Origin of the sequence: Paenibacillus sp. SSG-1 (genome assembly GCF_002224835.1) — a bacterium.
Taxonomy (GTDB): domain Bacteria; phylum Bacillota; class Bacilli; order Paenibacillales; family Paenibacillaceae; genus Paenibacillus_AQ; species Paenibacillus_AQ favisporus.
In genome coordinates, this window is the sequence record NZ_MBRK01000001.1 from 5,111,574 (window position 1) to 5,123,959 (window position 12,386).

8 protein-coding genes are annotated in these 12,386 nt (G+C 55.5%); 5 read left to right on the top strand and 3 right to left on the bottom strand.

Features of this window, described 5'->3' with window-relative positions:
* The first annotated feature begins 76 nt into the window (after positions 1-76).
* Both BCV73_RS23510 and BCV73_RS23515 read left to right on the top strand, forming a co-directional pair.
* On the top strand, positions 77-3,334 hold the full coding sequence (locus tag BCV73_RS23510) for a carbohydrate-binding protein (RefSeq protein ID WP_089548729.1): 3,258 nt from the start codon (positions 77-79) through the stop codon (positions 3,332-3,334).
* 306 nt (positions 3,335-3,640) lie between these two features.
* Positions 3,641-4,798 carry an epoxide hydrolase family protein gene (locus tag BCV73_RS23515; protein WP_089548730.1) on the top strand — a complete coding sequence of 386 codons (1,158 nt, stop codon included), beginning with the start codon at positions 3,641-3,643 and terminating at the stop codon, positions 4,796-4,798.
* A 131-nt stretch (positions 4,799-4,929) separates the two neighbouring features.
* Here the strand turns inward: BCV73_RS23515 and msrA are convergent, their stop codons facing one another.
* Positions 4,930-5,904, bottom strand: a complete 975-nt coding sequence (gene msrA, locus BCV73_RS23520) for a peptide-methionine (S)-S-oxide reductase MsrA (protein ID WP_143811889.1) — start codon at positions 5,902-5,904, stop codon at positions 4,930-4,932.
* A gap of 156 nt (positions 5,905-6,060) precedes the next feature.
* Between msrA and BCV73_RS23525 the strand changes: the two genes are divergently transcribed.
* Positions 6,061-6,732 carry a YitT family protein gene (locus BCV73_RS23525; RefSeq protein ID WP_240913374.1) on the top strand — a complete coding sequence of 224 codons (672 nt, stop codon included), beginning with the start codon at positions 6,061-6,063 and terminating at the stop codon, positions 6,730-6,732.
* Positions 6,733-6,798: 66 nt separating this feature from the next.
* Here the strand turns inward: BCV73_RS23525 and BCV73_RS23530 are convergent, their stop codons facing one another.
* Entirely contained in the window at positions 6,799-8,100 is a 1,302-nt protein-coding gene (locus tag BCV73_RS23530) for an MFS transporter (protein WP_089548732.1), read from the bottom strand.
* A gap of 170 nt (positions 8,101-8,270) precedes the next feature.
* Here BCV73_RS23530 and BCV73_RS23535 point away from each other — a divergent pair, with 170 nt between their 5' ends.
* Both BCV73_RS23535 and BCV73_RS23540 read left to right on the top strand, forming a co-directional pair.
* Positions 8,271-8,576, top strand: coding sequence for a hypothetical protein (locus BCV73_RS23535; protein WP_256992963.1), 306 nt, complete (start codon positions 8,271-8,273; stop codon positions 8,574-8,576).
* Positions 8,577-8,640: 64 nt separating this feature from the next.
* Positions 8,641-9,084, top strand: a complete 444-nt coding sequence (locus BCV73_RS23540; protein WP_089548734.1) for a LytR/AlgR family response regulator transcription factor — start codon at positions 8,641-8,643, stop codon at positions 9,082-9,084.
* Positions 9,085-9,155: 71 nt separating this feature from the next.
* Here the strand turns inward: BCV73_RS23540 and BCV73_RS23545 are convergent, their stop codons facing one another.
* Complete coding sequence (locus BCV73_RS23545) at positions 9,156-12,284, bottom strand: ATP-binding protein (RefSeq protein ID WP_089550376.1); 3,129 nt, start codon at positions 12,282-12,284, stop codon at positions 9,156-9,158.
* Positions 12,285-12,386: the final 102 nt, after the last annotated feature.

A 12,386-nucleotide genomic window follows, 5' to 3' on the forward strand; every position in this document is an offset into this window, starting at 1 on the left:
GCCGGATGCAGGCGGGGACCGTTCATATAATCCATCGTTACAGCGTTCCACAACCACCATAAAGGAGGAGACTTTAATGACTAAGAGCAATCGCCGCATGAACCGGCTGTTGAGCGTGCCGCTGGCGGCCGCCCTCACCCTCGGCTCCGTCACCGTCTGGGGGCCGGGCACAACCTATGCGTTCAGCGCCGAGGACGGCGACACGGCCATCGAAGCGTTTAACGCCAAGTTCTGGGATCCGGCGGCCAATATGTTCTGGAGCAGCACCGATCACAAGGATCACCAGGGGTTCTGGGTGGAAGCCGAGCTGTGGGAATTGGTGATGGACTCGTATCTCCATACGTCGGATCCCGAGCTGAAGGCGCAGCTGCGCAAGCAGATCGACGACGTGTATACCGGCACGGTAGCCAAATACGGCAGCAACTGGACGAACAACCCCTTCAACGACGACATTATGTGGTGGGCGATGGGCAGTGCGCGGGCGTACCAAATTACGGGTGACCAGAAGTATTTGGACGCGGCAAAGTACCATTTTGACTGGGTATTCAATACGCAGTGGGACGAAGACTTCGCCGGCGGCGGCATCTGGTGGCTGAACAGCGAGCATAACACCAAAAATGCCTGCATCAACTTCCCGGCGGCTGAGGCGGCGGTCTATATGTACAACGTCACCAAGGATCAGCATTATCTGGACGCCGCGAAGCAAATTTTCAAATGGGGCAAAACGATGCTGACCGACGGCAACGGCAAAGTGTTTGACCGGATCGAAACGGAAAAAGGGCCGATCCCGGACGCCACGCACTACAATCAGGGTACATACATCGGGGCGGCCGTAGGCTTGTACCGTATTACCGGGGACACCTCCTATCTGGACGAAGCGGTCAAGGCGGCGGCTTTTACCAAAGACCATTTGGTCGATAACGGCGGCGTGCTGAACTTCGAAGGACCGAACGGTGACCTGAAGGGCGGCAAAACGATCCTGCTCCGCAACCTGTCCTTCCTGCAGAAGGCGCTGGACGAGCGGACCGAAAGCAAATACAAGGACTTCGGCGCGCAGTTTGACGCCTGGGTCTCCTTCAATGCCGAGCTCGCCTGGACGCACCGGAACGCCGACAATATCGTCGACGGCAACTGGGCGGGACAGCTGCTCTCCGGCACGTACGAGTCCTGGTCGTCCGCCGCAGCCGTGGAAGCGCTGAATGCGCTGAAGCCTCAGGATGCCGAGATTCATTATCCGGAAAAGGACCCGTACAGCAAAATCGAAGCCGAGCGTTACAACATCGGTCAAGGCTTTATCCTCGAGGGTGCGCTGGAAGGAACGCTGCAGCTGGGCGGCATCGAGGCCGGTGACTTTGCGGCCTATAAAAACGTCAACTTCGGCACATCCGGCGCCAAAGGATTGATCGCGAGAGCGGCCAGCGGAACCGGCGGCGGCAACATCGAAGTCCACCTGGATTCGCTTGACGGGCCGAAAGTCGGAACGCTGAACGTCGAAGGCACCGGCGGGTGGAACAACTACATCGATGCCGTCACCGTGCTGAAGGATGACCAGGGCAATCCGGTTACCATTACCGGCACGCATGACGTCTATCTCGTTTTCACCAAAACGAAAGACCAATACCTGTTCAACCTGAACTGGTTTAAATTCACTACCGGCGACCCGACCCGCACCGACGCTTACGCTAAGCTGAAAGGCGTGAACTATGACAGCAGCGAGGGCCTGAGCAAAGCGCAGGGAGGTTTCCTCGACGCGATTCACAACAACGCCTATGCCTCTTATAAAGGCATCGATTTCGGCTCCGGCGCCGCCGGCATAACGGCCCATGTCGCCAGCGGCAATCAGGGCGGATCGATCGAGGTGAAGCTGGATTCCTTGAACGGCCCTACCGCAGGCGTCGTGGAGATTCCGGCCCTCGGCGGCTGGGATCAATGGGTGGACATCATGGCGAACCTTGATGATAAGCTCGCGGTTGGTGTGCATGACGTGTACCTTATTTTCCACGGAAAAGATGGCAGCGACTTCCCATGCAACCTGGACTGGTTCACCTTTACGACGATGAAGGGCACGGCGAGAGATGCTTACGCCAAGCTGGAAGCTGAAAACCGGACGAACGGCGTCGGCTTCGGCACGGAAAGTGGCGGCGGCCAGACCTATCTAGCCGGCATTTACGGCCCGAACAACGGGTACGCCATGTACAACTACGTTGACTTTGGCAGCACAAGCCCGACGAAGTTCCACGTCAACGCGGCCAGCGATACGAGCGGCGGAACGGTCGAGGTGCGCATCGACAGCTTGAACGGTCCGGTTATCGCCAGCAACAAGGTCACCGGAACGGGCGGCTGGCAGAACTTCAAAGTGTTCTCGACCGATGTGACGACACCGGTGACCGGCAAACATATCGTGTTCCTGCTCTTTAAAGGTTCGGACTATCTGTACAATCTCGACAAGTTCACCTTTGGCGACCCGTCCGTCTTTACGAAACCGAACCCGCCGACGGAACCGGTGGAAGATCATGTGCCGCCGGGCGACGTGGAGAACGTGCTCGTCAGCCGCGGTAACGGCCAGCTGACCCTGACCTGGGACGGTCCGTACGATTTGGACGCGGACAAAATACGGGTCACTGTGACGAGCGGCGGCCAGCAGGTCGGTGACGTGCTGGAAGTGAAACGCGGCATTCAAAAGGCCGTCATCCCTGGCATCGAGGACGGCAAGGACTACAGCATCCTGCTCAAGGCCGTGGACAAATCGGGCAACGTGTCCAAAGGCGTCACGGTGGACAGCAAGGTTGAGCCAGCCTTCGCCCTGACGGTGAACGGTACGGCCGTGAAGGACGGCGATACGCTTGACGACAGCGCGGTGCTGTCCTTCCAGGCCGGCGGCGGCCTGGCCGCAGGCGGATCGGCGGTGCTGACGTTGGCCGGCAAGGAATACAAGGTCGATGCGCAGCAGGCTGGTGTCGACGTGGCCCTGGCCGGTAAGCTGGGCGACCAGACGGTTACCGTCGACGTGTACGTCGGCTCAGGCGAGCCGGCTCGGACGACGCTGCAGCTGCATGTGACGACCGGCCCGGCCTCCATCCAGCAGCTGATCGACCGCTACAGCGCTGCCGGCGACCTGGGCGGCGGGCTCGTGCCGCAGCTGACCAATGCGCTGAAGCAGGCGCAGCACCAATGGGACGGCGGCAAGCCGGACCAGGCCGTGAAGCACCTGCAGGACTTCCTGAAGCATCTGGACAACAAGGGCCAGAGCGGGAATATCAAGGATGACGCCAAAGCTGTGCTGACCGCGGATGTAAACGCGGTGATCGCGCAGTGGCAGGGCGCGGGAAAGTGATTTGCGCTTAGGTTGTGGATCGTGGTAAACGAGGGGCTGTCTTTCACGGAATCATCCGTGAGGGGGCAGCCCCTTGGTGATTTCGGCGAGAGAACGAAGTGGAAATAGCTGCAATCGTGCAGCTATTTTGTGCGGGAGCCCTAGAGGTAACCACTTCGAAATTACGCAATGTCCGTGCCAGTATTTTTGTTCAGTATTTTTGTGATCCAGCCCGCTCTAATTTTGTTGACAACTCAACAATGTAGATGCTATATTCCTCATACAACGTTGATTTATCAACCATATAAAGGGAAGGAGCATATTTTTATGAATAGAATGGACAGCTCAATTATACAGCCGTTTCGCATCGAAATTGCGCAAAGTGCACTCGACGACCTGCGGGACCGTCTCGCCCGTATCCGTTGGCCTGACGAGCTGCCGGATGCCGGCTGGGATTACGGCGTGCCGCTCGGCTACCTCAAGGAACTGGCGGAGTACTGGCTCCATTCATACGATTGGCGCAAGCACGAAAAACGGTTAAACGGGCTGCCACAGTTTACTACAACCATCGACGGGGCCAACGTTCATTTCCTGCATATCCGTTCCCCGGAGAAAGATGCGCTGCCGCTGATCCTTACCCACGGTTGGCCGGGCTCGATCGTCGAGTTTCTCGATCTCATCGGACCTCTCTCTGATCCGCGGTCTCACGGCGGCGATCCGGCTGACGCTTTCCATCTGGTCATTCCCTCGATCCCGGGCTTCGGGTTCTCGGGCCCTACCCTGGATAAGGGATGGAATATGCGCCGGGTTGCCCGGGCTTGGGCGGAGCTGATGAGTCGCCTCGGGTACGGCTGCTATGGCACCCAAGGCGGCGATTGGGGCGCAGGCATTTCCCGGTTGCTGGCCGAATATGACAGTGAGCATGTGTGCGGCGTCCATGTGAATTATTTGCATACCGTTCCAGCGGAGGACTTCGATCCGAGTGAACTGTCTAAAGAAGACCGAGAAAGGCTCGAACGCGCGCAGAGTTACCGGTCCGCACCGGCAGGGTATGCGAGGCTCCAATCCACCAGGCCCCAAACTTTGTCCTATGCGCTCACGGACTCGCCGGTCGGACAGCTGGCATGGATCGCCGAGAAGTTTTACGAATGGACCGATCCCGCCTGCAGGGTGGACGCCGACCGGCTGCTAACGAATGTGATGCTCTATTGGCTTACGGCAACCGCCGGATCATCAGCCCGATTGTATTACGAAAGTTCGAAATCGAAGGGGCCTCTTCGGTGTCCCGTACCATTGGGCGTGTCCGTGCTGCCTTACGACTTGGCATTACCGGTATATTCTCTTGCGCAGCGCCAACATCCCCTCGTCCATTGGACCGAGTTTGAACACGGCGGGCATTTCGCCGCCATGGAGGTTCCGGATCTGCTCGTTGAGGATATACGCAACTTCTTTAGAAGATTCCGTCATGAACTTCATCGGGCTTGACCCAGCCACAGGCTTTACACTTTAACGAACCATGCCCTTATTAGGCCGTCCTTGAAGTTTGCACTTTAACGAACTATACCGTAGGCCATCCTCAAGGGGTGGCCTACGGTTGCTCCCCCTACTCTCTCACCTCACTCCCCCTCAAACAGCTCCGTATACTTCCCGTACCCCTCGCGCTCCAGCTCCTCCCGCGGCACAAAGCGCAGCGCCGCCGAGTTGACCTGGTAATGCTGCCCGGCAGGCGACGGGCCGTCGTGAAACAGGTGACCCAGGTACGAACCGGACAAGCGGCCGTACAGAGCGGTACGCGCTTTGCCGCTGCGCAGGTCGGCCTTTCGGCGGAGGAAGCCTTCGTGGATCGGCCGCGTGAACGCCGGAAGGCCGGTCCCCGCATCAAACTGATCCCGCGAGCAGAACAGCGGATCTCCGTTCACCACATCCACGTAGATCCCTTCGCTCTCGTTATTCCAGTACGCATTCTCGTAAGGCATCTCATCCGCGCCGTGCTGCGTAACCTCGTACTGAAGGCGGGTCAGCCTTTTACGAAGCGCGGTATCATCCTGCTTTCTGCGCCAATACTTTTCGGCAAACGTTCCCCGCCCGGAACCTTCATGGTAGAGGTTGTAGTCGTAGCGGTGCGTTTTATAGTAGTCCTGGTGCTCGTCCTCCGCCGGATAGAACGGCCCCGCCGGCAAAATTTCGGTGACGATATTCCCCTTAAACCGCCCGCTTGCCGCAAGCTCCTGTTTGGAAGCCTCTGCTTTAGCCCGTTGCTCCCCGCTATGTACAAAAATGGCCGTCCGGTAAGAGTTCCCCCGGTCCATAAACTGCCCGCCCGCATCCGTCGGATCGATCAGCTGCCAATAGATGTCCAGCAGACGCTCATACGGAAACACAATGGGGTCAAAAGCGATCTGAACCGCTTCATAGTGCCCCGTCGTTTCGGTCCCAACTTCTTCATAAGTCGGATGCTCCGTATGGCCCCCGGTATAACCGGACACGATCGAATGGATCCCCGGCAGCTCGTCAAAGGGCTGCACCATGCACCAGAAGCACCCGCCCGCAAACGTAGCAAGTTCCCACCCCTGATGTTTGTCCTGCTCCATGCTTTCCTCCCCTTTCTTTTAAAAGTAAACATACCACAGTTCTGCATCCCTTGCCCGCCCGGCATGAATTGGCATCCTTGTCCGCAGACAAGCATATATTTTAGTAAGGCTTGACCAGCTTATGACCACCAAACTATTCTCCAAAGGATGATCGGGTTGAAAATACAGTTAATTCCCGGCCGTTACCGGCACCACCGGCACCTGTTTTACCGCCGCCTCGGCAGGAAAGTCTCCCTCATTACAGCGGGAGCGGTGCTTCAAGGCTTTGCGATGGCGGTTTTTTTATTCCCGCACAGCATCCCTTCCGGGGGAGGTGCCGGTATTGCCGTGCTGCTGAACCACGGGTTCGGCCTGCCCATGAGCCTCGGCTTCTGGGTCGCCAATTTCGCCTTTCTCATTTTTACCGCCCATCATTTGGGCATATTCAGTGCCATTGGCACCATTTACGTGATCACGGCCACGTCCGTATCGGTCAATTTTTTTGAGGTATATGTCCGGCCGCCGCTGCTGAATGTGTGGCTCGATCTCCTGATCGGTTCCCTTATTCTCGGTACAGGCGTCGCCATGCTGATGAGGCAGCGGGTATCCAACGGAGGCATCGGCTATACCGCCTTGGTGATATATAAGTATAAAAAAATAAAACCCGGCACATCCCTTTTCTGGATGAACGGGGTTATCTTTATTCTGGCGGCCTATGTCGTCAATTGGAGAATTATCCTATTTGCCGTCGGATGCCAAATGATCTCCACCCGCGTCATCAACTACATCCTCGGCCGCAAGCCGCAGCGGAGATGGACGGCCGATTTCGCCTGGCGCAGTAAAAAATAGCAGCTTGCTTCTGCCCATCTGCGCCTGCGCACAAACCATAGGATCCATCCAACAGAACAAGCCGGATCAAGATCCGGCTTTTTGGCGTCCGCCGAACGGCCGAATGAGGCCCGCCGGTTTGTTGCGATATGCTTCGGCGCGTTTGCCGCCGGACGGCTTGCCTTCCCCGGAATCGACCCGGATCAGGAAAAGGGCCAGAAGCCCGATCACAAACGTCAGTCCGGCAATGGACAGAAACATGCCCGGCCGCGACCATCCCGTCATCCAACCGAACAGCGGCGGGCCGACGGCCACCCCGAAGAACCGCACCGACCCGTACAGGGAGGTCACAATGCCCCGTCTTTCCTTCCCGACCGCTCTCGTAATAAAGCTGTTGACGCAGGGCAGGATCAGGCCCGTTCCCAAACTGCTGACGGCCAGAATGGAGATGAACAAGGTCAAATGCCCGATAAAGGCCAGCAGAACGTAGGCAATCGTCATCAGTACGAATCCGATCACGATGAGCCGTTTCATCAGCTTCTTATTTTCCCCGATTTGGCTGCCGGTCACATAGGATGTCGTGCACATCACAAGCAAAGGAATGGCCAGAACCAGCCCTTTGACGGCTCCCACGATATTGTGTTCCTTTTCCAGCATGTCGGACAGGTAAAAAAGGATGCCGAACAGCGCAAACAAACAGGTGGCGCCGGCCAGATACGCAGGGATCAGCCATCGGCCCTCATGCTTAAACACACTGCCAAGACCATTGACGTATTTCTTAAAAGGCATCGGTTCCTTCTCTTTTTTCTTCTCCTTGATCAGGAGCCAGGTGAGCGCGATCGAAATAATCACGACCGCCGGAAAAGTGAAAAATACGCTGTACCATACGATCAAGGCCACCAGCGATCCGAGAATCGGCGAGATGACTTTACCAAAGCCGTTGGATGCCTCGACCAATCCAAGCACCCTGCTCTCCGCGGATCCCTTGAACAAATCGCCCGTGAGCGCCATCGCGATCGGGGCTGTCCCTGCAGCGCCTATGCCTTGAAGCGTCCGGCCCACCATAATCCAAAGGAACGGTTTGGGGAACAGAGCAGCCGCGAATCCTGCCAGCAGACCACCGATTCCGTACAGGATCAGCGCCGGCACGATGACAATTTTCCGGGAGAAACGGTCGGACAAATACCCGAGGATGGGAATAAAAAAGGCTGCAACCAAAGAGAACACGGTGATCGTCAGGCTTGTTTGAAACGATGAAATATGAAGCTTCGACTCCATTTGGGGCAGGATTGGAATCAGCATGGAATTGCCGAACGTCATGATAAAGGGAACCGAGGCAATGGCCGCGATCGTTTTCCCCGACGGTTGTTTCTGCTGTTCTTCAGCCATCGCAGGAGTGCTCCTTTCTAGGAAAGTACACCTTTTCTGCTTAGATTGTCCCTGGAAACGTCAAGTTATGCTCAATCCTGTTGCCTGGAGATTATTCAGAACGTATTCAGAGCCGTGTGGTCTAATGGGGGTATCGCTTTAAACGGAGGCATAAGTATTGTTATCAATTCATGGATTTGCTTGGTGGTGAAGGAATGTTATCGAAAATACAGCAAGAAGCTTTAAAACAAGCCTGGAAGCATGGAGGTAAGCTCGTTCGTTGGAATGACGGAGGCGGCTTTTGGACGTATGAAGGCGTACTGCCGAAGGCAAGAAGTGGCTCGACAAGGCTGCCTGATGTCGAATGGTGCTGTACGACAAATACGATTTTTGCGCTGGTCCGCCGCGGGTACATGGCCATGGATGATTGGCATACGTGTTCGGTCGTACAAGAAGAAACCTATGAGCAACCGGGTAAAAATGGAGCGTTAGAATAGTTTCAGAATACATAAGTATACCGCATCCGAGAAAACACGGGTCTGTTAGGGGAGAGAAAGCCGCTTGAAGGTAATTATCGTCGATGATGAGCATCTGGCATTATTAAAAATGGAAAAACTGCTTCAGACACAGACCGCTGTTCATGTTCCGTGGAATGTGATCGGATCCTATATGAACCCGCACGATGCGCTGGCGGCATGCCGGATCGAGATACCCGATGTGGCCTTTCTGGATATCGAATTGCCGGAGATGTCCGGCATGGAACTGGCTGAGCAGCTGCTCGCGATTCATCCGCAGATGCACATCGTTTTTGTGACTGCCTTTCAACAGTTTGCAGTTCATGCATTTCAGGTGAATGCCCTCGATTATTTATTGAAGCCCGTTCAACCCGCGAGATTGGCTGTCACGCTGAAACGAATCGCACAGTGCTTGAGCCTGAAGGCTGCGGGTTCCGGAACGATCCTGGTACCACTGGAACAAAGCTTTTTGGCAAGCCAAACCAAATAAGCCAGGGAATGAAACGCTGAATACGATGAACAAAAGCACAAAGCAGCCTGCTGAACAGGCTGCTTTGTGCTTTACTCTACGCTTTGAGGGGGCTCGAATTCCCGAGGGTCCCCGGAGCCCTGGCTCGGAATCACGAAGGACATCACCGTTCCCTGCCCCAACTGGCTCTCGATCTGAAGTCCTCGGCCGTACCTCTGCAGAAGCCTCCGGTTCGTATTCTTCAATCCAATGCCGCCGGATGACGGTTCGCTCGTGGAATGCGGTTGAAGCAGATTCTGTACTTCCTCTGGAGTCATGCCCTTTCCGTTATCCCTGACTTCAAATCGCGTGCCATCCTCTTCCCGGCGGATGATAATCTGCACGGTTCCGCCTTGAATCCGGCTCAGCAGCCCATGCTTAACTGCATTCTCGACCAGCGGCTGCACCGTGAGCGGCGGTATAAACAGCGATAATTGCGGATCGATATCCCAAATGACCGCCAGCCGCGGCCCGAAACGCGCCTTCTCGATGTATAAATATGCCCGGACAAGCTCGAGTTCATGGGAGAGCGGCACCGCTTCCTCCGAGTTAATAAAATCGATGCTGATCCGCAGATAGGAAGTAAAGGCATCAGCCAGCTCCCGCATTTGATCCAGGTCGATATCGCTTAAAGCCATAATCGAGTTGATCGTATTAAACAGAAAATGAGGCTGAATCTGTGCCTGCAGATATGCCGCTTCAAGCCGGAGGCGCTCTTTTGCCGATTTTTTAAGCGTCGCCAGGGAACGTACCCGGTATTTCAGCTCAAGCGAATCCACCGGTTTCGCCACATAATCATTGGCGCCGGCCATAAATCCGGCATAAATATCCTCCGGCCGGCTTCTTGCGGTCAGCAGCAGAATCGGCAGCTCGAAGCTGTTGTACCGTTCGCGGACGATACGCGTCAGCTCATAACCCGACGTATGCGGCATCATGACATCGGAAATGATCAGATCCCAGGTCGAGGATGAGAGCTGCTGCAGCGCTTCCTTCGCCGATAAAGCGGTTTGAATCTCATACGGCTCCTCCGCAAAAATGCCTGCAAGCACCCTCAGGTTTACCGGATCGTCCTCGACGACTAAAATTCTGATTCCACCAGATATCGATTCGTCCAGCGATCCACCAGCTTGGCCAGCATAAACCGTCTCCATGGAGACTGCCGCTTCTGTGATGTGCAGGGGATCCAATGGTGCATCCTCCAGATCCAGCTCCGGCTCGGTATGGCCTCCTTCGGAATTCTCATTCTCTAGATCCGCCTGCAGCCAACCTACAGCCTTAGGAAGCGTGAAGCTGAATACCGCTCCTTGTCCAGGGGCCGATTCGGCGGTCAACCTCCCCCCGTGGAGCTCGACCAGCTGCTTGCAGATGCTGAGACCAAGCCCGATCCCCCCATGATCGTCTTCATCCTCAGCCTGCTCATAGGGAAGAAAAATCCGTTCCAATGCGCTCTGCTCCAGCCCTCGACCCGAATCGGCCACATGAATGACAACCGCCTCTTCCTTGGCCTCGGCCGAAATTTCGATGACGCCTTCATCGGTAAATTTGATCGCGTTGTGCAGCAGGTTGAACACAATTTGGGTCAGCCTTTGTTCATCCGCATCAACCGGAGGAAGCTTGTCCGGTATCGACAGGACCACTTGAACGGGTTTCCCCTCCGTCATATGAGCCAGCATGCTGACCACACCGGACACGACCGATTCAATTTGCAGGGCTTCCCGGCGCAGCACGATCCGCTGATCCTTCAGCATGACGGCGTCAAGGAGGTCATTCAGCAGCTGTGACATCCGGCGGCTGATGGTGACGAGCAGCTCCATATTTTGCTGGCTTGCTTCCGACATGGAGCGTCCCTCGCGGGAAAGGACCGATTGCGCAATGTTGATGATCCCGTGCAGAGGTGTCCGCAATTCATGCGAAGTGTTCGCCAAAAATTGATCCTTCCGTTCGTCCGCTTTGCGAAGCTCGGCGTTCAATCTGGCATTCTCCGCCGCATTCCGGAAATACCGCTTAAACCAGTACACCGAGAAGCCGACGACCCCAGCCACGATATCGAGCGGATAATAAATCGGGGTGAAATTCCAGTCGAAATTGACAAATCCCCATACGATATTGGAAATAACGCTTGTTGCCGCCAGCAGAATGATAAAGGCGTCTTTCCGCTTCTGATACACCATCTTGCCGATGAGCCCAAAGAACCAGAAGCTCGGAATCAGGTATAACCAACCGAAGACATGGTGGGTCCTTGTGATATGAACCAGATTGGCGGGGGCTGCAAGTATAAAGATCCAGTACAGCGCAGAGGCGCTCAAATACGTAAGGAATACCGGCCCGCGCCGGACTTGCCCGATAAATCCCCTGCCCATCAGCAGCATGCAGAACGGAACACCTAAATAAGACAACAGCCGTATTTTCAGCATCCAGGTATAATTCAGGGGAAACCAGCTCATCAGCACATACTCGTGATCCGAAACCACCGTCAATCCCGCGAAAATGAGCAGGAACACAAAGGCAAGCAGCAGCTTCTCCCGCGGGTTGATCAAGAACATAATACCGGCGTACAGCGCATGAAGAAGCAGGATCGTAAACACGACCACCTGAAAAACAATCGAATACCACCACTCAAAATCAATCGCAGCCTGCGTTCCGAACCGCATGGACTCGATGATGCCCCCGCTCGTGGGATCATGATAATTCGCCGATTGCACGAAAATATCAATCACGTTCTGCTCGTTCGGAGCAGCGTCCTTGGCGAAAGACTGGATGACCGGAATATACGCTTTAGCACTCGCCGCCGGTTTGCCGGCTTCGCCGACGATGTTCCCGTTGACGATCAGAACGGATGAAGCTTTAATTTCTCTAATCCATAATTTATAACGCTCGTCCGGCTGCTCATCGACAAGAATCCGGAGCCTGTAGGTCCCGTACCCGAACGACGAACCGCCTTTGTCCTGCCAAGCCGGGCTCCAATCTCCAGGAACATGGATCATACGCCTGTCCTGATCAGCTTCGACCGCCTGGCGGCTGTCCGAGATCAACCGATTCGGGTAAAACTCCCAGTCCCCGTCCAACAAGATGGAATGCTTGTCATCCATGGGGTGCCCGCGCAGGTCAAGAATTCCTTGCACAACCTGAGGCTGCTCGTCCGTGCCGAACGTATCCGACCAGAACCATCTTGCCCCCAACATGAGGGCTAAATATGTAATGAATATGATGATTTTCTTAACCAAATTCTCCTGAGCCTCGCTTCACTTGAAGTCATCCATATTCATAGTAACGGAAACCGCCGC